Origin of the sequence: Neobacillus bataviensis LMG 21833 (assembly GCF_000307875.1) — a bacterium.
In the GTDB taxonomy this organism is placed as follows: domain Bacteria; phylum Bacillota; class Bacilli; order Bacillales; family Cytobacillaceae; genus Neobacillus; species Neobacillus bataviensis.
Window position 1 is genome coordinate 1 of sequence record NZ_AJLS01000039.1, and the last position, 19,826, is coordinate 19,826.

General features: G+C 38.8%; 21 protein-coding genes and 1 pseudogene. 11 read left to right on the plus strand and 11 right to left on the minus strand.

Going from position 1 to position 19,826, the window contains the following annotated elements; translation table 11 throughout:
* Nucleotides 1-453: 453 nt before the first annotated feature.
* Nucleotides 454-990, plus strand: coding sequence for a CueP family metal-binding protein (locus BABA_RS28275; RefSeq protein WP_211214161.1), 537 nt, complete (start codon nt 454-456; stop codon nt 988-990).
* Nucleotides 991-1,110: 120 nt separating this feature from the next.
* Here the strand turns inward: BABA_RS28275 and BABA_RS05435 are convergent, their stop codons facing one another.
* On the minus strand, nt 1,111-1,521 hold the full coding sequence (locus tag BABA_RS05435; RefSeq protein WP_007084133.1) for a hypothetical protein: 411 nt from the start codon (nt 1,519-1,521) through the stop codon (nt 1,111-1,113).
* A gap of 2 nt (nt 1,522-1,523) precedes the next feature.
* The gene (locus BABA_RS05440; RefSeq protein ID WP_007084134.1) at nt 1,524-1,736 is read right to left on the minus strand and encodes a helix-turn-helix transcriptional regulator; all 213 of its coding nucleotides are present in this window, start codon (nt 1,734-1,736) and stop codon (nt 1,524-1,526) included.
* Between the two features lie 149 nt (nt 1,737-1,885).
* Here BABA_RS05440 and BABA_RS27190 point away from each other — a divergent pair, with 149 nt between their 5' ends.
* From BABA_RS27190 to BABA_RS05460, 5 genes are all read left to right on the plus strand, one after another.
* Entirely contained in the window at nt 1,886-1,975 is a 90-nt protein-coding gene (locus BABA_RS27190) for a DnaB-like helicase C-terminal domain-containing protein (protein WP_420805979.1), read from the plus strand.
* A 672-nt stretch (nt 1,976-2,647) separates the two neighbouring features.
* On the plus strand, nt 2,648-3,316 hold the full coding sequence (locus BABA_RS05445) for a GntR family transcriptional regulator (RefSeq protein WP_007084135.1): 669 nt from the start codon (nt 2,648-2,650) through the stop codon (nt 3,314-3,316).
* Between the two features lie 35 nt (nt 3,317-3,351).
* Nucleotides 3,352-4,038 carry a DUF2848 family protein gene (locus tag BABA_RS05450; RefSeq protein WP_007084136.1) on the plus strand — a complete coding sequence of 229 codons (687 nt, stop codon included), beginning with the start codon at nt 3,352-3,354 and terminating at the stop codon, nt 4,036-4,038.
* 67 nt (nt 4,039-4,105) lie between these two features.
* A complete protein-coding gene (locus BABA_RS05455) occupies nt 4,106-4,939 on the plus strand; it encodes a peptidyl-alpha-hydroxyglycine alpha-amidating lyase family protein (RefSeq protein WP_007084137.1) in 834 nt (277 codons plus the stop codon).
* Nucleotides 4,940-5,194: 255 nt separating this feature from the next.
* A complete protein-coding gene (locus tag BABA_RS05460; RefSeq protein ID WP_007084138.1) occupies nt 5,195-6,517 on the plus strand; it encodes an MFS transporter in 1,323 nt (440 codons plus the stop codon).
* A gap of 627 nt (nt 6,518-7,144) precedes the next feature.
* On the opposite strand, the gene BABA_RS05465 is transcribed toward BABA_RS05460, so the two are convergent.
* Nucleotides 7,145-7,684, minus strand: a complete 540-nt coding sequence (locus BABA_RS05465) for a glycine betaine ABC transporter substrate-binding protein (RefSeq protein ID WP_007084139.1) — start codon at nt 7,682-7,684, stop codon at nt 7,145-7,147.
* A 25-nt stretch (nt 7,685-7,709) separates the two neighbouring features.
* A pseudogene (locus BABA_RS27195) lies at nt 7,710-7,856 on the minus strand (glycine betaine/L-proline ABC transporter ATP-binding protein); the annotation flags it as partial.
* Nucleotides 7,857-8,278: 422 nt separating this feature from the next.
* On the opposite strand from BABA_RS27195, the gene gabT reads away from it, so the two are divergent.
* The 5 genes from gabT (at nt 8,279) to BABA_RS05490 (ending at nt 13,153) form a co-directional block, all read left to right on the plus strand.
* Nucleotides 8,279-9,604 carry a 4-aminobutyrate--2-oxoglutarate transaminase gene (gabT, locus tag BABA_RS05470; protein ID WP_007084141.1) on the plus strand — a complete coding sequence of 442 codons (1,326 nt, stop codon included), beginning with the start codon at nt 8,279-8,281 and terminating at the stop codon, nt 9,602-9,604.
* A gap of 90 nt (nt 9,605-9,694) precedes the next feature.
* On the plus strand, nt 9,695-10,417 hold the full coding sequence (pxpB, locus tag BABA_RS05475; RefSeq protein ID WP_007084142.1) for a 5-oxoprolinase subunit PxpB: 723 nt from the start codon (nt 9,695-9,697) through the stop codon (nt 10,415-10,417).
* A gap of 39 nt (nt 10,418-10,456) precedes the next feature.
* A complete protein-coding gene (locus BABA_RS05480; protein ID WP_007084143.1) occupies nt 10,457-11,380 on the plus strand; it encodes a 5-oxoprolinase subunit C family protein in 924 nt (307 codons plus the stop codon).
* 21 nt (nt 11,381-11,401) lie between these two features.
* A complete protein-coding gene (locus BABA_RS05485; protein ID WP_007084144.1) occupies nt 11,402-12,166 on the plus strand; it encodes a LamB/YcsF family protein in 765 nt (254 codons plus the stop codon).
* A 216-nt stretch (nt 12,167-12,382) separates the two neighbouring features.
* Nucleotides 12,383-13,153, plus strand: coding sequence for an IclR family transcriptional regulator (locus tag BABA_RS05490; protein ID WP_007084145.1), 771 nt, complete (start codon nt 12,383-12,385; stop codon nt 13,151-13,153).
* A 693-nt stretch (nt 13,154-13,846) separates the two neighbouring features.
* On the opposite strand, the gene BABA_RS05495 is transcribed toward BABA_RS05490, so the two are convergent.
* The 7 genes from BABA_RS05495 to nspC form a co-directional block, all read right to left on the minus strand.
* Nucleotides 13,847-15,157 (minus strand): MFS transporter, encoded by a 1,311-nt coding sequence (locus BABA_RS05495; RefSeq protein WP_007084146.1) that lies wholly within the window; start codon nt 15,155-15,157, stop codon nt 13,847-13,849.
* Between the two features lie 22 nt (nt 15,158-15,179).
* A complete protein-coding gene (locus tag BABA_RS05500; protein WP_007084147.1) occupies nt 15,180-15,977 on the minus strand; it encodes a carbon-nitrogen family hydrolase in 798 nt (265 codons plus the stop codon).
* Nucleotides 15,978-15,979: 2 nt separating this feature from the next.
* On the minus strand, nt 15,980-16,666 hold the full coding sequence (locus BABA_RS05505; protein ID WP_007084148.1) for a DUF2848 family protein: 687 nt from the start codon (nt 16,664-16,666) through the stop codon (nt 15,980-15,982).
* A gap of 49 nt (nt 16,667-16,715) precedes the next feature.
* Nucleotides 16,716-17,384, minus strand: coding sequence for a GntR family transcriptional regulator (locus BABA_RS05510; protein WP_007084149.1), 669 nt, complete (start codon nt 17,382-17,384; stop codon nt 16,716-16,718).
* Between the two features lie 255 nt (nt 17,385-17,639).
* Nucleotides 17,640-17,801, minus strand: a complete 162-nt coding sequence (locus BABA_RS28480) for a DUF3889 domain-containing protein (protein ID WP_157273118.1) — start codon at nt 17,799-17,801, stop codon at nt 17,640-17,642.
* Between the two features lie 461 nt (nt 17,802-18,262).
* On the minus strand, nt 18,263-18,514 hold the full coding sequence (locus BABA_RS05515; RefSeq protein WP_007084150.1) for a DUF2535 family protein: 252 nt from the start codon (nt 18,512-18,514) through the stop codon (nt 18,263-18,265).
* Nucleotides 18,515-18,697: 183 nt separating this feature from the next.
* On the minus strand, nt 18,698-19,825 hold the full coding sequence (gene nspC, locus BABA_RS05520; protein ID WP_007084151.1) for a carboxynorspermidine decarboxylase: 1,128 nt from the start codon (nt 19,823-19,825) through the stop codon (nt 18,698-18,700).
* Nucleotide 19,826 lies beyond the last annotated feature (1 nt).

Genomic DNA, 19,826 nt, shown 5'->3' on the forward strand with positions numbered 1-19,826 from the left:
TTTTAGACTAACTTTAAAATCTTTGGATTTTGTCTTATTTAGAGCAGTTAATCGGAATATCTCCGCTTATCTCCGCTTCTAAAGCTCCCCCTATATACATTAGCAGGAAATTCTCCGCCTATGAATTCACACACCTACCCGAAACCGATAAGAAGAAGGCGGAAATGGTTTGCAAACTTCATAATTAGAAATAGCAAGGGTATAAACCCTTGCTATTTCTAATGTTTTTAAATCTCTCTAGCCTTACAAATTGCCCTACATTTTTTTATGCAAAAAGCATTACATTTTGGTTTGCATTTTCCTGTGAAAAGTGACATTTTTGTGATAGGAAACGGAACCCGTTATTCTTAGGTGCTGTCTTTTTATTTTGAAGACTTTGTGACCTTTATAGGGATGGGGGGTTTAGTATAATAAAATAGTTTATATCGTGAGACAAGGAGGGAAAACCGTTAAATGAAATTTAAAACTATTGCTTTTACTTTATTGGCTGCCGTTATTTTATCCGCTTGTAGTGGAAAAAGTACTGATGAAGGAAGTTCTATAAAGGAAAATGCATCAAGCGACATTAAGGGAATGATCCACGATTTTAGTACTGGAAAAATAAAAACCAAAAATGCCTCCATTACATCGCAGCAACTTTTAGTGAGTGACCCTAATGGAAAAGAGTCAGCCTATGACTTGCCTAAAGAGGAATTTTTTGTGTCTATTGATCCTTACGCCGAACAAACTCATCCTTGAACTAATCATAGCTTGGCAGGTTGTCAAGGTGAACTGGCGAATAAAGAGTTTCAAGCCTACATTGAAGATACGGAAGGCAACGTGGTGCTAGACGAAATAGTTAAGACCCAATCTAATGGATTTATCGATTTTTGGCTGCCACGTGATAAAACGTATCAGATAAAGTTTGAATATGACGGAAAAAAGGCAGAATCAAAGATTGCCACATTTGAAGGTGATCCTACCTGCATTACAACCATGCAGTTGAAGTAGTGTATGACCAAGGGGACGGTTCTCATGGCTTTTTTGGACAAGGGAATTGATCAAAAAAGCCGGGAGAACTGTCCCCTTGGCCGCCTCTTTTAAAGTAACTGCCCGTTAATTAATAACATTTTATAATTGCTTTGTAATAACTGCTCCTAAGCCAATTAACATATATAATCCAATCATACATATGATTAACATACCTGTTTCAATAAAATGAACACCCATTGAATATAGAATTAGTAAAACAGCTCCACTACCCATAAGAACAACATAAAGTACACCCATTAGATAACGATTCATTAGTAAAATACTTCGTTCATCAACATCTGGAACATTTCCATTTCTTTTTTTATTCCACATAGAAATAAGCAGAAAGAAAATAAATCCTAAGACTGTCCCCCCTATAATAGCGATAGCCATTTCGTAGTTGTATTCACCAGTTTCTTTTCCTACGAGATACATACCTAAAAAGCCACCTATACTCATACATCCAATTACAACAGACCAAATAGTGATTTGTAACTTTCGGTTGTTCATAGCTATTCCCCCTCTGATTTCTCTAAATAAAATAATTCTTCAATTGGCACATCAAAATACTGTATTAATTTTAGTGCTAATTCCAAACTTGGATTATACTTATTCTTCTCGATTGCATTTACTGTTTGACGTGTAATTTGTAAGTCTTCTGCCATTTTGACTTGTGTTATGCCCTTTTTCTGTCGAATTTCCCTAATATGATTGATTACTTTCATTAAAAACCCTCCAAACAGGAAGTAAAGATATCTTTACATGGATTATAAAAAAATTACAACTAAATGTAAAGATATATTTACGTTTAGTTATAAACTTAACATCCCTTATGTATGACGTATTGTATATCAGAACTCCACTAAAGGACAGGATGGAAATCATTCTCGCCAAGCATCGGAATGGGTCAACCGGAACAGTTGAGCTTGTGTTTAACAAGCAATATGGGAGGTTTGTTCATTAACTTCAAATGTGGGGGCGATGAATCGAAAATTAATAGGTTATGAAGTGCCATTTTATTAGAGTTCCAATTTTTGCTGTATATGTCACGATATTATTTTTGGAAGAAAGGAAATTTCCATGTTATCAAAAATCTCAAGGTTAATGCGAATTGTCAACTTAATACAAAATTCACAAGGAAAAGGTGCCTGACCCCCAGTGTGTTAAAGCTTTAACGCATCGGGGGTCAGGCACCTTTTTCGGCACAAGCGTCCGATATCAGTAAGACATCACCATCGTTAGTGGATTTATTTGCGGACTGTGAAAAACGTTTAGAGCTGCAATGCAGGAGTGCAACCAAACAAGTAGAATTCTCGACAATTCTTGCGGGTATTTTGATAAAAGAAAACAAGTTGGTATGGCGTTAAGGCGGATTTAACCAAACGTTTGGTTAACTGAAAAATTTTGCAGCAGTTAATGTTAGTAAATCCTTTAGCGACGGGGAAAGTCAGAGTTTCACTCAAACGTTTGATTTCTAATAAATATAAATCTCCTAATAGTATTTCTAAGGTGACGATTCACTTGATAATTATCAAAGATTATAAACCGAATTTTCAAAATATATTGACAAGTATGATTATTTGCTCCATTATGTATATTGCGTACTGTATACACAAAACGTTATGGAGCTGGAAAAATGGAAAAATTAAATATTAATCCAATAAGGCAGCAAAGAACTACAAAAGAAATTGTATATAGTGAACTCAAATCTGCCATTTTAAATGGCCAGATGAAAAGAGGGGTAATCTTTACAGAGACAGAGTTGGCAAATTCATTAAATACCTCAAGAACCCCAGTTAGAGAGGTAGTATCTGATTTAATTAAAGATGGATTACTTGTTTCAATTCCTAGAAAAGGGGTTAAAATACGCGAGATTTCAGAGGAAGAAAAAGATCAAATTGCCTTTTTAAGGTTAGCGATTGAATCAGAAGGGGTAAGGCAGCTGGCAGAAACTATTACAGATGATCAGCTTGAAGAATTGAGTTTGATTGTTAAAGAACAAGAGGAAGCTATGGAGGCTAATGATCGCCTAACTTATGTTGAGCTCGATCAAACATTTCATAGGACTATTTTGCATTTCTCTAATTTGTATTTATTGGAAGAGGCATTCCAAAGTCTCTATAATTTAACCAGGTTAATTGGTCATAAAGCTTTAAGGAAGGAAGGTCGCATGAGGGAGGTGATACAGGAACATTTCGATATTATTCAAAGTTTAAAAAGTAAAAATGCTGAAACAGCTAAAGCTAGTGTAAAACTCCACTTAACAAAAACGATGGATACTGCAACAAAAACGGAAATGGAGTAAATACCAAGAAAGTGAATGAACAGGGGGGAATCATATTGGCACTAAAATTAATGATTCAAAATACTGGGGAGACCGTTGAATTTAATCCTAATTATTTATTTAATGGCGGGTTTGCTGGCAGTGATCAATCAAAGATTCAGGGTCATATAGAAGAATTAAGTGAGCTAGGAGTTCCAGTACCTAAAACCACACCTACCCTTTATCCAATCTCAAATAATTTACTTACTACCACAGATCATATCCAAGTTCAACATGAAAAAACTAGCGGTGAAGTAGAATATGTACTCATTTGGTTAAACAACGAGATGTATGTAACGGTTGGCAGTGATCATACTGACCGTAAGTTAGAAGGGTATAGTATTCCAATGGCTAAGCAAGCCTATCCAAATATTATTTCTAATCAGATGTGGAAGTTTTCAGACATCCAAGGGCATTTGGATAAGATTGAACTAGAATGTTGGGGAACAACCATAGATGGTGAAAAACAGCTTTTTCAAAAGGGAACCTGTTCTGATTTATTAGCTCCAAATGATTGGGAAGAAATCTTTTCTAAATTAGAGATTGATAACGAGAATAATGTGTTTTTTTCGGCAACCATTAATACAGTTACAAAGTCATTCAACTATTTTACCGATTACGAAATATCTATGCATGATCCTATTTTGAATCGTACGATTAAACATCGCTACAGTGTAGAGGTATTACCTAAAGCTATAGAATAGATCTGTGTAGAAGTTGTATAACACTACCCCAAAAAAGGCAATACATGATTAATTGGAGGATTAAAACATGCTTATTTTTAGATTGGGCCCTAGAACATACAGGGTCGAAAAACAATGGGCAAGATTACCTCAGAGTATATCCTTAGATGGTATCTCAGCCGTTTCCGTTAATACGAAAGGGCAAATTATGGTGCTGCGGCGGAGTGATCCTTTTATGTTGTTATTTTCAAAAGAGGGGGAATTACTAAGCCACTGGAGCAATGAAAGTATTATTGATGGGCACTATTTTAGGGTTACTAAAGACGGAAGAGTATTAGTGGTTGATAGGGACCATCATCGTATTGTTGCATTTAATACAGAAGGAGAAATTCTTCAAGTAATAGGTGACTATCAAAAACCCGGTAAACTTGTAGCCTTATTTAATCATCCTACAGATGTGGCAGTGAATGCAAATGGAGAGTTCTTCGTTTCGGATGGGTATGGTAACTCTTGTGTTCATCATTTAAGCCCAACCGGTGAGTTAATAAAAACTTGGGGGAAACAGGGAACTGGCAATGGAGAATTTTCAATACCTCATTCCATATTAGTTGACGAAAAAGATCAAGTCTTGGTTGCTGACCGAGAAAATAACCGAATTCAAATATTTAATCAAAGTGGTGAATATTTGAATGAAATTAAAGATCTCTATCATCCTATGAATATGTTCAAGGACAATGATGGATATATTTATGTTACCGATCAAACTCCAAGATTAAATATGTTCGATTCTGAAGGTGAATTAATCGGGAGGTGTCGAACATTTGGATTCTTTGGACATGGTGTAGCAGTTGATGAAGCAAACGATATTTATATCGCAGAAATGATTCCCGACAGTATTACTAAACTAGTGCGTTTATCATAAGACTATTAACCTAACTGCCTTTCCTTTGGGAGCATAGCTTTATTCAGTAGAATTAAGGGAGGTGGTTTGTTATTGGCAGATAAGATCTAAGGAATTGGTCATTTATATTTCGGAAAGTGGAGGACTGTGGTACCTAATTATAGAATCACTCATGCCTGCCCGGGAAAAGTGGAGCGTCTTATTTGGGAATGCATCTATTAGATAGGAACAGGAACCAAAATCAAAATAATTATTGATTTAATAGGGGGAATGTTTATGAGTAATAATGTGGAAGAAAGGGTTCTAGATACTGCAAATGATACAGTTCATTTTGATCACAGTAAGCAACAAAAAATTGCTGGTATTTCAAGTGTTTTTGGCTCAACTATAGAATGGTATGACTTTTTTCTTTACGGAACAATGGCTGCTATTATATTTCCACAATTATTCTTCCCAAATCAAGACCCATATGTTGCAACTTTATTAACCTTTACAACTTATGCTGTTGGTTATGTTGCAAGACCAATAGGGGGACTTGTCTTTGGACATTATGGGGATAAAATTGGTAGAAAGACTTCTTTAGTTGCAACATTAATATTAATGGGGATCGCGACCCTTCTTATAGGTTTATTACCAGGATACCAACAAGTTGGATTTTGGGCCCCTGTTTTAGTTTCATTTCTTAGATTTTTACAAGGAGTGGCTGTTGGAGGAGAGTGGCCAGGGTCTGTCCTGATTTCAATGGAGTGGGGAACTAAAAAAAATAGAGGCTTCATGGCCGCTTTGCCTCAAATTGGAGTCCCTCTTGGATTAATACTTGGAACTGGAGTTACCTCCCTTATTATAAATATTTCCGGCGATAGTTTCCAAACTTGGGGTTGGAGATTACCGTTTATTCTTAGTATGTTTTTAGTTATTATTGGATTAGTGATTAGGTTTAAATTAATGGAAACGCCCTCATTCCAAAAAGTCCTTAAAGAAAAGGAGTTACCGAAGTTACCCTTTGTTTCCGTATTTAAACATTACCCAAAACAGGTTATATCTGGAGTATTATCGAATGTTAGTAGTGATGTTGCTTTTGGAGTGTTTGCCTTTTATACCGCGACATACGGAATAATACATTTAGGGTTAGATAAATCGATTTTTGTTTACGCAACACTTGCAGGTGCCCTTGTAGCCGTGTTTGCGATTGCTTTTTCTGGGTATTTTAGCGATAAAATAAGTCCTAAAAAAATACTAGGATTCGGAAATATACTGCTCATCTTATGGGCATTGCCATATTTCTACTTAGTAAATACAAAAAGTACAGGATTAATTTTCTTAGCAGTTATTATAGCATTTGTCATTCACTCTATCATGTGGGCACCATTGGCTCCAGTTATTGCTGCTAGTTTTCCAGCACATCTTAGATTTAGCGGAGCGGCTATAACTTATATGTTTAGAGGCCTAATTGGAGGGGGAGTAGCTCCGTTGGTTTCTACTTACCTTCTAAATAAGTTTGGCAGTGGTTACGCTATTAGTGGATATATTATATTAACAGCAGTAATAGCATTAGTTGCACTAAAATATGTAGATATTAAATATTATAAAGAAGATTAAAATCTTTGTAATCTAGGATCATGAACCCTCTGGATAATGTTGGAATTCCATAGAGTTACTTCATTGTTTATCTCCTCATTGGTTCCAAACTGCGACCTTTAGGTCAGCCTGCAGTGCCGGAATACTTAGCCAACGTTTTGACAGTCCACTATGGGAGCCCTATATTTCTATCATTGTCGTATATTTAGATCTTTGGGAATTAAGAAAGTGTATTTTCCCTATGATCCGGCGATTCCAGTTCAAATGCTGCAAGGATTGGAATGTGTTGTGGTGCATCATATTGAGGAAGTAGTGTAGCATCTCGAAGGGCAAGAAAGCCTGTTGCTACAACCCAAAATAATGCCAGAGGATCAACTTCCTATTTTTCCCTACCAACCGCAAAACATATTCTCGCTCAACTTTATTAAGATTCCGTTTGAAATTTTATTTTATTGTTTAAAGATATCTGCAATTTTTAAGATATATAGGTCTGCCATGGAAGAGTTTATTTTATCGCTTTTTCCTCACCCAATTGTTATTCCCGTGCCTAAAAAGGATTGGTTGTCTTATTAAAGCAATTGGGCGATTGCCTGTCGCACAAAAAAAGATAGCTGATTATGCTTCCAGCTATCTTTTTTAGATATATATTTATTCTTTTAAATCTTCAATTGAATCAATATCCATGTAGGTTGGTACGACTAATCCCAGATAGGTTCCGGTAAGGTTAGGTCCCAGGTCTTTAAACTTCCCTTTGTGTTTAGCGTAATAGTCGGCGTGAGTGGTTGGTAGCGCGCCGCCTGCCATAGCATCACCGCTTCCGTCAGCTACACCAGCCCACATTGGACCTGCATCAACCTGAATTAACTTTACATTATATCCTACACTTTCAAGTACATTTGCTACCACATTTGAACCAGCGATTGTATCAACCCATGATACATAAAGTAGCTTAAGCTCTTCACCGTCAACCTGGTTAACCCCCTCAGTCCAAGTACTAACTAACTCTTTATTTTTACTTACCCACTGTGCTGCTGCATCAGCTGGCTCCACTCCATCTTCAACCAATTTCATAACGGATTCTATATCTTTTGGCTCCCAGTAAAATTGATCAAGAAGCTTATAAGCATCCGAATGGTCTTCCTTTAATCCAAAGCGGACAATCGTGTTAATCTCTTCTATCAACGACATAAATATTCGAGGTTCCTAGTTCTCACATGATTTGAAGTGCTACTCTCTGGCTTTTTTCGATGAAGGTGGATTCTGCCCGCTTTATGACTTGGCCGGCAGTTTGAACTTTGGATAGGTCAACATCTTCTACGAATCTCTCAACATTGTCGTTTGAAGGGTTCATCAGGTTTTCCTAAGGAGTCCCTTTTTGAAAGGGAATTTTCCGGTAACAGCAGTCTTAAGCAAACACCCTTTAAAAAATATTAGGAATATTGTGACTTTTTGTTGAAATAGAAAAATTGACTTGATATAATTAACCCGGTATTGAAATGATGTTTCAACTAATGAAACGGTGATGTGTAGTATAACTTTTTTTAACTAAGACGTAACTATACAAAATAAAAATGTAAGGGCTATCACCCTTATTAATAGGTGGTGCATGAATGCATTCCTCAGATTAAAATCATATGCTATTATCCTCAGAGCTTTCATTATTTCTGTATGATTCTAAATACATAAAGTGGAACGTTGATTCATTTAGAAACGGTTAAAAACGTCACAAACTAAAACAATGTAGGGTTACCATGTTTGATATGATCGAAGGAGGTTTTTTTCATGGGACAGATTAAGTTGAACACCACCATACCCGGGCCAAATTCACAGGCTTTATTGAAGCGACGCCAGGGGGCGGTTCCAAATGGCATCTCTACTAATATACCAATTGGTGCAGCAGATGCTTCCGGCGCTTTAGTAACGGATTTGGATGGCAATTGTTTTATTGATTTGGCTGGAGGAATCGGTACTCTCAATGTGGGACATTCCCCCACTGCTGTAATCGAGGCTCTGAAAGCGCAGCTTGATCACTTTATTCACCCAGTATTCCCTGTGTCTATGTATGAATCTTATATCCAATTGGCCGAGAAGTTGAATAGCATTGTACCGGGGAGATTCCCCAAAAAGACCATTTTCTTAAACAGTGGGGCAGAAGCGGTTGAAAACGCCATTAAAATTGCCCGGCGTTATACTGGCCGCCCAGGCGTAATCTCATTTGAAAGGGGATTTCATGGCAGAACCTATATGACGATGTCACTAACGGGTAAGGTTAAGAATTTCAAGAAAGGATTTGGCCCAATGGTGGCAGACGTGTACAAGGTTCCTTACCCTTATGGTTTACGTGATGGCCGGAAAGATGAAGAGCTGCTTGATCATTTCCGACGTCTTTTCCAAACTGATGTCGACCCTGAAGACATTGCGGCAATCATTATGGAGCCAGTCCAAGGAGAAGGGGGCTTGGTCGTTCCTTCCGCATACTTTGTCAGCAGCATCAGGGATATTTGCGATAAGCATGGAATTGTTTTCATCGCAGACGAGATCCAGACAGGTTTTGCGCGGACAGGAAAAATGTTTGCCATGGAGCACTTTCCTGTTGAACCGGATATAACAGTGTTGTCGAAATCCATAGCAGCAGGCATTCCACTGGCAGCGGTTACTGGTAGGGCGGATATTATGGATGCCCCGAAACAGAAAGAATTGGGCTCTACGCTGGGGGGGAGTCCGTTAGGCTGTGCTGCAGCCCTTAAGGTGCTGGAAATCATAGAAAAAGAGAATCTGATAAACAGAGCAGAAGAAATCGGAAGGCAAATTAAAGACTGTCTTGAATCCTTATCTCCGTTCATAGGTGAAGTAAGAGGGCTTGGAGCTATGATCGGCGTTGAGATTGTCAAAGACCAAACGACCTTGGAGCCTTATCCGAATATGGCTAAGCAAATAGTAAAGAGATGTTACGAAAATGGTGTGTTCGTTCTTACTGCAGGGGCGGACGGAAATGTACTCCGACTGCTGCCACCGTTGGTTATCACAGATGAGCAACTGACAGAAGCGCTGGATGTCCTGGAAAGTGTTTTAACTGAATTGGAACGGGATATAGCCGCTCAACTGTAAAGGTATATAGGTTGAACAAAATCCATCAGGTAAACAAACAAGCAACGTGTTTAAACCTCCATTAAGACGATAAAGAGCTAGGGTGATTCGATGAAATTTATATGCAAGCCTGCAGGTGACCAGGCTGTACTGATAGAGTTTGAAAACAAGATTGATCAAGATACAAATGCCAGGGTACGTCAACTTGCCCAATTGGCGGAGAGGGAATCAAGCAATGGAGTGGGCGAGGTCATTCTAGGCTATCGGTCTTTGCTCATCCACTATGATCCTGTGAAACTCTCATATGTAGAGGTAAAGAAAAAGCTGCAAAGCTGGGAAAAAGAGGCTTTTAACACCAGCCCATCTACCGGTCGGAAGGTTCACATTCCTGTTTTGTATGGAGGTGAATGGGGGCCGGACTTGGAAGATGTGGCCAAACATAACGGTCTCAGTCCCGAGGATGTCATTTCTATCCACTCCGGGTGTGAATATCTGGTCTATTTCCTTGGCTTTACCCCTGGATTTCCGTTTATGGGGGGGATGTCAAAAGAAATCAGTACCCCAAGGCTGCCTTCACCAAGGGTTTCTATCCCGGCTGGAAGTGTAGGAATTGCTAACAATCAGACCGGAATCTATCCCGTTCCAAGTCCTGGAGGCTGGCGGCTGATTGGGCGTACTCCTCTTCGTCTATACGACCCTGAAAGAGAGGAGCCGTTTCTTTTGGAGTCGGGGGACAATATTTTTTTCGAATCGATTACTTATGAGGAGTTTGTAGGAATAGAAAAAAATAATGAAACTTGGAACATCCACTCTTCGCAGCTTATAAAGGGGTGATGCCCTAAGAGAAAGGAGGCGATTATTATCTTTGAAGTATTGAAACCGGGATTGTTAACGACCATCCAAGACTTGGGAAGACACGGCTATCAAAAATATGGATTGGCCGTATCAGGACCCGCTGACGGATATGCCCATCGAATGGCCAATATACTGGTCGGAAACGATGAAAATGCAGCGATGTTGGAAATTACATTAATGGGGCTGAAATTACTTGTAACAGAAAAGGGTATAATCGCGATCACCGGCGGAGACCTGAATCCAAATATAAATGGGCAAAAAGCGCCAATGTGGAAATCTATCGAAGTGGATAAGGGAGATGTGATTCAATTCATGGGTGCACCTTCCGGATGCCGGTCTTACCTAGCTATATCCGGAGGCATCAATGTCCCACAAGTGCTTGGAAGCCGGGCTACCGATCTTGTGGGAAAAATCGGCGGAATTTCCGGCAGGGCCCTGAAAAAAGGAGACATCCTCCATGTCTTTCCAAAACAGGATATCCGTCTAAAGGGAAGGCGTATACCGGATGATCTCATACCTCAGTATAAAAGCGATGTACAGATTAGGGTAATTCTGGGTCCACAGCGTGATTCTTTTACAATGGAGGGAATTCAAACTTTCCTTTCGTCCACTTACACAGTTACGAAAGAAGTGGACAGGATGGGATGCAGGCTGGAAGGCCCTATCATTGAGCATGTGGAATCAGCCGACATTATTTCGGAAGGGATTTTTTATGGAGCCATCCAGGTGCCAAAAAGCGGCCAGCCGATTATTTTCCTCGTCGGGCGGCAAAGTGTTGGCGGTTACACCAAGATAGGAGGAGTGATTGGGGTCGATCTTCCGAAGTTAGGTCAGGTTAAGCCGGGGGATACTGTCACTTTTTCCGAAATTTCGATTGAGGTAGCGCAAGAAGAGCTAAAGAAACAGGAAAATACGTTTCGGATTTTGCAAGCGACTTGTTAATTAGAAAGGGGAATGGCCAAAATGAAGAAAATGATCGATTTGAATTGTGATATGGGAGAAAGTTTTGGGCGATATACGCTGGGAAATGACGATGAGGTGATTAAATACATTTCTTCGGCAAATGTTGCCTGTGGTTTTCACGCTGGGGATCCGAATATCATGGATCATACCGTAAGAATCGCCAAAGAGTATGGCGTGGGAGTTGGAGCCCATCCAAGCTTTCCCGATCTGACGGGTTTTGGAAGAAGGAACATGGATATTCCAAGAGATGAACTGATGAACCTGATTATTTATCAAATCGGCGCTCTAGATATCTTTTGCAAAAAATACGGGGTGAAGATGCAGCATGTAAAGCCGCATGGCAACCTAAACAATATGGCTGATTCTGACGAACAGCTGGCTATCAATATCATCGATGCCATCCAATCTGTCAACCCAGATCTTCCTGTTTTTGTAAAGCCGAATTCCCAGCTTCATAAGGTAGCCGAGAGGAAGGGGCTTCCGTTTAAATTAGAAATATTTGCTGATCGTGCTTATCATAAAGATTTCTCATTGGTCTCCAGAAAAGAGGAAGGCGCCGTGCTTTCCGATCCAGAGTTTGTGGCTGACCGGATTATCCAAATTGTGACCGAAGGAAAGGTAAAAACCATAACCGGAGAAGAAATTGAGGTTCAAGGGGAAACGATTTGCGTACATGGCGATACGCCGACGGCATTGGATATGATTAAGGTCATCAAAAGGAGATTGGAAGAGGCCGGAATTGAAGTGAAATCTCCGTTTGCTTAAAAATATTCACTATGGTGGGGAGTTCATGCTAAAATATTTGCTTTGTCTAGGAAGAGATGGACAGATGATTCCTACCTTTGCAGTTTAATGTATAAGCATTAAGACCTTCGAGGAAATGACCTTGCTGCTTTCGGGAAAAACGGGCAGATAACCTTACTTGCGGTCGACTTGGATTTCATCGGTGTCGCTGAAAATAATGAATAAAGAGGAAATAAGATGAATCAAAGTGTAATTAAAGCCTTGAAATTATTGAGTTTTTTTTCCGAAAGTGAGGTCGATTTGTCCCTGAGCGAGCTGGCACAGCGCTCAAAATTACCAAAGGCGACCGTATTTCGGTTACTGTCATCCTTGGAGTATATGGGGTTTGTCGTTAAATCCAAGCATTCGGATCATGATGTCCGCTACCGACTGGGACTGAAACTGTTGGAACTGGGAGGCCTTGTTACGGATCAACTGGAGTTGCGCCGGATCTCTCTCCCTTTAATGAAGCAACTGCAGGTAGATATTAATGAGACCGTCCATCTCGTTATCCGGGAAGGAGATGAGGCGGTATATATTGAAAAAGTGGAGAGCAACCATGCCTTGCGGTTATATGCGAGAGTGGGCAGAAGATCGTCGCTATCACTGGGTTCCGGCCCCCAGGTTCTCCTAGCCTATTTATCTGAAGCGGAGCAGGAGAGGATTATTACACAGTTAAATTTCCAAGGGTTTACTAAGAATACCATCATTAACAGTGTCGAGCTGCTGACAAAAATCAAAGAGATCAAAGAACAGGGTTTTTCATTAAGTTTTGGTGAACAGGATGAGGGGACGATTGGGATCTCTTATCCTGTTTTTAATCGGAATGCTAAAGTGGTTGCCGCCCTTAGTGTAAGTGGCCCTGTTTCCCGGTTATCCGGTGAATACAGGGAGTATACCCAACGCAGAACCAAAGAAACCGCAAAAGAGATATCAATGGAACTGGGATACATCAGTTCTCGTGCCTAGTCACGCCCTGGATTAAAACGAAGGATACAATAGGAAGAATATAGTGTGTGGGCTTGCCGACTTTTGACAACAAATAAAGCAAGGGTCATTTCTAAACTCCATTTATGGAGGTACAAGAAATGTTCCTTGCTTTATTTATGAAGCTATCTTTTGAATTGTCCTATTGCCCGAGCCGCCGAAAAAAGAGTCGTAGCGGTAAAAAGGAGATCAGATTTTACCCGTGTACGGAAGGGCAGACTGTATGGAGTTTTTTGACATTTATTGTGCCTTTCCCGCTATGGAATTGTATCAACTGCAGGCTCTATCGGATTTTTAACTGATTGGTAGAATTCTAGGTTATTACATTTTGTTAATAAAATAGCTCTAAAATCAGGGGTCTAACCCCCGCCGCTTTAATGCAGTGGAGGCCTGACTGACCCCTCAAATTCGCAAATTAAAAAACTTGGGATATTCGGAGATTTAACCAAGCATCGGGATATCTGACAAAAAGAAAATTATCATTTTGTAAACTGACGACCAGACCATCATGCCGCTTTTTGAGAAAGAGAAGTTTGATTAGGCCGTTATCCTAAATTTAAGAAAAAAGGATAGTCGTTTTACCGACTATCCAGCATAGCTAATGATTCAATCTTTCATGTATTGTTCTTTAAAACGACAATTTAGGGAAGATTATTTACTTTCATTGTTTAATTCTTAATCTTCTTTATGATATTTTACATCTACAAATCTTATTGCAAACAATGCTATAACAGCTGCTACGATAATATAAACACCTATAGCGTATCCACTATCAAACGTATGAAGAAGATAAGTAGAAATCAATGGAGCAAATCCTCCACCAATCAAGCCCCTAAACATAAAGGTGATAGCTGAGCCGCTATATCTAAGATGGGCAGGAAAACTAGCAGCAATGACTGGGGCCAATGGAGCCCACATGGTAGAGTGAATAATAAAGGCGATAATAATAGCTAGGAAAATTAATCCTGTGCTTTTTGTATTGAGTAAATAGAAAAATGGTAAAGCCCATAGGATCAGTAGTACATTACCAAATCCGAGTATTTTTTTAGGATTGATTTTATCGCTAAAATATCCAGTGATAGAGATGGCAAATATGGCTACAATGGCCCCTGCAAGTGTTGAGTTAACGAAAATGGACTTATCTAGGCCTAAATAGTTTATTCCGTACGTTGTCGTATAAAAAGCAAACACTCCAAAAGCAATATCACTGCTGACATTTGATAAAACGCCGGATACCACTTGTTTAGGATAATCTTTTATAACGGAAATAAAAGGCAGCTTTGGCATTTCCTTTTCAGTAAGAACTTTTTGGAAGGAGGGAGTCTCCAATAAGTTAAATCTTATGACTAATCCTAGAATCACCAAAACTAAACTAAGAATAAACGGTACTCTCCAACCCCATGTTTGAAAACTATCTCCAGAAATTGCAATAAAAAGGGATGTGACAGCCGTTCCTAAAATGAGCCCTAGAGGCACTCCAATTTGAGGCAATGCGGCCATGAACCCTCTATTTTTACTCGTTCCCCACTCCATTGAGATGAGAACAGACCCTGGCCATTCTCCTCCAATAGCAATTCCTTGTATAAATCTGAATAGTGTAATTAATGCTGGAGCCCAATAACCGATGGTGGAAAATCCAGGTAATACGCCGATAAGAATCGTCGTGATTCCCATGATAACTAAAGTGGCTATTAAAGAAACCTTTCTGCCAATTTTATCCCCTAAATGCCCAAAAAATATTCCGCCCAGCGGTCTTGCGATATAACCAATAGCATACGTTGAAAAAGTTAATAAAGTAGCAATATAGGGATCTTGATCCGGAAAAAATAAATGTGGAAAAATAATAGCAGCCATGGTCCCATAAAGGAAAAAATCATACCATTCGATCGTGGAACCTAAAACACTGGAAATACCGGCAATCCTTTGCTGCTTTTTGTGATCAACAGGAATCGGCTCATTTGCGACATTAGTAGCGAGTTTACTCATAAACATTCCCCTTTTCTAATTTTTATAATCCTTGTTTATATAAATGTGGTACCCGGCTGGTAAACACTGGGACTTGTTCTCGGGCAGTTTTTGTTTCTTCAACATCAATCGAAACCGATAATGTTTCCTCTTCGTCGGTGGAGCCTTCCAATAACGTGTCTCCCCAAGGGTTTACGACCATGGAGCAGCCGCCATACGTTACATTTTGATACGAACCAACGTTGTTGCATGATACAACAAACATTTGATTTTCGATGGCGCGCGTAATTTGAATGTTTTTCCAATGGTTAAGTCGGGGTGTTGGCCATTCCGCAACAACAAATAACACTTCGGCTCCTTCTAATGCAAGCGGGCGGATAATTTCGGTAAACCGTAAATCATAACAAATGATTAACCCCATCTTAACGCCTTCTAGTTCAAAAATTTCAGGAACTTTTTGACCTGCTGTTAAATATTGGGGTTCATTTAACATGGGAACCAAGTGAACTTTGCTATATTGATAGACAACTTCACCTTTTCTGTTAATGACTACAGCCGTGTTATAAACCTTCTCATCCATCTTATTGGCAAATGATCCGCCGATAATATTAATTTCAAATGTTTTTGCTGTATCTTGCAGGAACGGAATGATTGTTTTTCCATGATCGTCTGCATAATGGTGGATTTCCTCCAACGTATAGGAGGTTGTCCACATTTCTGGAAGCACAATAATATCCGGCTTTGAATGTTTCACCTCCTTTTCAACCCAGGCCTTTACCTTTTGTTGATTTTCCGCTGGCTTTCCCGGGGTTATCTCCATTTGGTAGATTGAGATTTTCACTTTTATTCCTCCCTATCAATTCTTGTGATGGCGTATGCTGCCTCAATTTTGTCATCTCTTACCTCGTCAACAAAAGCCATCTTAAATCCTGATCCATATTTAAAGCCATCTAATAAGGGAACAGTTCCAGAGAAAACGACGCTATTTTTCATAGGTACGTCTTTTTTATTTAGGAAATTTTTTATTTCATTTAACGGGATGATTGCATTAATCTTTGCTCGTTGATAATCCTGCCACTCTCCATTCACAAAAACTTGCGATGTTAACACTAGGTCATCCCAATGTTTCACCACGTCATTTAATTTCCATGCTTTCTTTGCTATAGGCTTATCGCAAATTTGCTTCGACTGGTTAATATCAATTGTTTCCAATGAACGGTCAGTATGATCGCTCCCAACAGTGATATATACCTCGTCGTCGTTATCACCGAAAATTAATACAATCTCTGCTTCGCCGCTTGACTGGCTTCCTAGCACTTCCATTTCACCCGTTTGATTCAGGCTATTACGGCGAACAGGGTAGAGGGTAGGAATTTCTTTTGGCCTTGGAACTCCGATTTTCTCTAATTCAATGATGTGTTCCATTGTCTTTTCCTTATTTCTGCCGGTGTAACCGATACAATACACATGGTTAATCGTCATTTCGTTTTCTTCATTGTTAATGGTTAATGGCAATAAAATAGTATTCATATGTACCTCCAGAGTTATTGTGGTAGCGTTTACATTAGTGTTAAAAAAATTAGTTTCCTTCAGTTAAGTCAATCGAATCCTTCGTATTTTTTAAATGATATTCCATTAGCTTAGTTGCTTTATCTGGATCATTTTCTAAAAGTGCTTCTATAATTTGAAGATGCTCCTCGATTACCTCCTCCATTCTGCCATTCTTTGCTAAAGCCTTATGGCCTATTAATCTCGTTAAATGATAAAGATTTAATAAGATGTCTTCTAATAAATGCTGTTGGGCAAGCTTTAAAATTTCCATATGAAATTTTTGATCAAGATCAATAAATTCAATTCGATTGTTTTGTTTTATTGCACGTTGCTGCTGATTCACAATGTTACTAAGGCTTTGAATTTGCTCTGGGGTGCTGTTTTTCATTGCCCGTCTTACGCCTTCAGATTCAATCGTCACCCTTAGGAATATGATTTGCTCCTTCTCACTAGGGGAGATTTCTCTGACTTTTAAACCTTTCCATGGAATTGGAACTAATAAACCTTCCTTTACTAAATCACCAACAGCCTCACGTACTGGAGTCCGAGATGTGTTGAGGGATTGAGCAAGACTAGATTCGGTTATCATTTCATCCTTTTTAATATTTCCACAAAAAATAGCGTTTTTAATTTTTTCATAGACAATATCTTTCGTGGTCTTCATTTTTTCGATAGGGGTAAAATTTAAATCACTCATTAAGTCCACTCCTAATGTATGGTGTATACACTATACAAGATACAGAATATATTAATTTATTCCAATTGTCAAATTATTTTTAATATAGGGAATTTTCGGTTGAACCCTTGCTAGACTGTGATTACTGAATCAGGATACTTATGAGTATTGGCTTGGTGTTAGAACGGTTCTAATCTAACGTTTGGTTAGTTTTTTATAATTGCTCTTTATTAGATGAAAAACCACAGTCCAATTGATTGTGGTAAATCGAAAGTTTCAAAAAAATCTATACGAAATTTCTTGGATATTAGTGGAGATAACTTGATTGTTTTGAGGGTAAAAAGATATTTTTACCCTAACCTCAACCTCTTTACCAATCCTTTTAACAACAAAAAGGAAGGTGTCTACAACTTCTTCTTCCGAAATTTCAGGTATCAAGTAGCTTGCAGTTATAATTACCTATTCCTAAAAGATGCTTTGACTGGAAGAAAATTGATGAAAAATGTTTGGGGCTGTTCTATGATTTTGTGCTAGCATATCGTGAATTTTGGGAGATTATTTTGTAGTAGTTTCAAAAGAGGGGATATCGGCCGGTACGAATAGATCCAAGTAGCGGAAAGGGGAAGAAGAATGAAACCCGAGATCCCTGATTTTGCTGAAGCTGGAATTCAATTCGTGATGAATTCTGTTAAAGAAATGCTTTCGTACATGATTATGATTAAAGAATTACGCAAATGGGAATGAGAATAGCGAGTCGAATTATGAATTCGATCATCCTGAACCTCCATTAGCATGGCTTTTTATATCTTCAGTATAATCATCCTTTATTAACTTCTTATGAACCATTTGTAAATTCAAAGTAAAACTTTCCATTGTTTATTTTGTTCAAATAGACAACTTTAAGAATTACTTTTTACTCCGTGAACACTAAATAAATTTTTGAAATCAGTCCAGTTCATTTTTCGTTTTAAATAATCGCGATAGGAATAGCAGCTTTTTTCCATTGGTTTATGATAAAGTGATGAAACAAAGATTTGCAAGCGAATTTGTATCATAAAATAATAACGATTATTTTTTTCTAATACAGGAATTTCAATGATTTTTAACTTTTGTCCAACAGCATTCTTAAACTCCAGGCTCTTAAATAACAAAATATCATCTTCTTTTACCAGTTTGTTTATAGTATAACCTATAATCCATAGGTATTTATCTAAATTTTTCCCATTAAAAAATAATTCAGATTCTTCTATCTAGTAAAGAACCAGATTCCGATTTGGAATCTGATTCTTTAAAAGATCCTACCTCATTAATGGCTTTTCGTTTCTATTATTCTTTTAAGCAAGTCTCAACTTAAAATCATGGTAGCCAAATTGGTGCACAATCCGACAATCTCCATCTTTCTCTTGAATAGCGATGGTCGGTAACGGCATGCCGTTAAAGGTAGTGTTTTTGACCATTGTGTAGATGGCCATATCACCGAAAACTAAGCGATCACCGCTCTTTAATGGCTGATCGAACGAATAATCTCCAATCACATCACCTGTAAGGCAGGTTTGACCGCCAAGTCGGTACATATATGGCTTTTCGCCTACTTCACCTGATCCAAAAAGAGGCGGGCGATAAGGCATTTCCAACACATCAGGCATATGGCAAGTTGCAGACGTGTCAAGTATTGCAATCTCCATTCCGTTTTGATGTAGATCAAGAACGGATGTGATGAGGTATCCTGCATTGAGAGCAACGGCTTCTCCAGGCTCTAGGTAAACCTCTAAACCGTATTTAACCTGCATTCTCTTGATACAAGATTCCAGTCTCTGGATATCATAATCTTCTCTAGTAATATGATGCCCCCCGCCAAAGTTGATCCATTCCATTTGTGCGAGCCACTCACCAAACTTATCTTCCACGGCATTAAGAGTGGTTTCTAAATCATCAGAGTTTTGCTGACAAAGTGTGTGGAAATGCAGACCTGATACACCTTCAAGCAAATTAGGACGAAAATGCTCTTTTGTTACACCAAATCTAGAACCAGGTGAACATGGATCATAGATGGCATGTCCAATTTGTGTGGAACATTCAGGATTGATGCGCAAACCAACTTTCCTGCCAGCTTTTAGTGCTTTATCTTTAAATTTTTCCAATTGTGAAAAGGAATTAAAGATAATATGATCACAAATCGAGATAATTTCGTCTATCTCATCTTCACGATAGGCAGGGGCAAAGACATGATTCTCTTTGCCCATTTCCTCGTAACCTAGTCGTGCCTCGTACAAACCGCTTGCTGTTGTACCACTTAAATATTCTCCAATAAGAGGATACAAGGATGTCATAGAAAATGCCTTTTGGGCAAGAACAATCTTCGCACTTGTCCGCTGCATAACCCCATTGAGGATTTTTAGATTTTTTTCCACAAGACCTTTATCGACTACATAACATGGTGTTGGTAATTCCTCAAAACGCATC

Coding starts and splice junctions, on each gene's coding strand:
- BABA_RS05435 (WP_007084133.1), bottom strand. CDS start 1,521: ATGAACAACCGAAAGTTACAAATCACTATTTGGTCTGTTGTAATTGGA.
- BABA_RS05440 (WP_007084134.1), bottom strand. CDS start 1,736: ATGAAAGTAATCAATCATATTAGGGAAATTCGACAGAAAAAGGGCATA.
- BABA_RS27190 (WP_420805979.1), top strand. CDS start 1,886: ATGGAAATCATTCTCGCCAAGCATCGGAATGGGTCAACCGGAACAGTT.
- BABA_RS05445 (WP_007084135.1), top strand. CDS start 2,648: ATGGAAAAATTAAATATTAATCCAATAAGGCAGCAAAGAACTACAAAA.
- BABA_RS05455 (WP_007084137.1), top strand. CDS start 4,106: ATGCTTATTTTTAGATTGGGCCCTAGAACATACAGGGTCGAAAAACAA.
- BABA_RS05460 (WP_007084138.1), top strand. CDS start 5,195: ATGAGTAATAATGTGGAAGAAAGGGTTCTAGATACTGCAAATGATACA.
- BABA_RS05465 (WP_007084139.1), bottom strand. CDS start 7,684: ATGTCGTTGATAGAAGAGATTAACACGATTGTCCGCTTTGGATTAAAG.
- gabT (WP_007084141.1), top strand. CDS start 8,279: ATGGGACAGATTAAGTTGAACACCACCATACCCGGGCCAAATTCACAG.
- pxpB (WP_007084142.1), top strand. CDS start 9,695: ATGAAATTTATATGCAAGCCTGCAGGTGACCAGGCTGTACTGATAGAG.
- BABA_RS05485 (WP_007084144.1), top strand. CDS start 11,402: ATGAAGAAAATGATCGATTTGAATTGTGATATGGGAGAAAGTTTTGGG.
- BABA_RS05490 (WP_007084145.1), top strand. CDS start 12,383: ATGAATCAAAGTGTAATTAAAGCCTTGAAATTATTGAGTTTTTTTTCC.
- BABA_RS05495 (WP_007084146.1), bottom strand. CDS start 15,157: ATGAGTAAACTCGCTACTAATGTCGCAAATGAGCCGATTCCTGTTGAT.
- BABA_RS05505 (WP_007084148.1), bottom strand. CDS start 16,666: ATGAATACTATTTTATTGCCATTAACCATTAACAATGAAGAAAACGAA.
- BABA_RS05510 (WP_007084149.1), bottom strand. CDS start 17,384: ATGAGTGATTTAAATTTTACCCCTATCGAAAAAATGAAGACCACGAAA.
- nspC (WP_007084151.1), bottom strand. CDS start 19,825: ATGCGTTTTGAGGAATTACCAACACCATGTTATGTAGTCGATAAAGGT.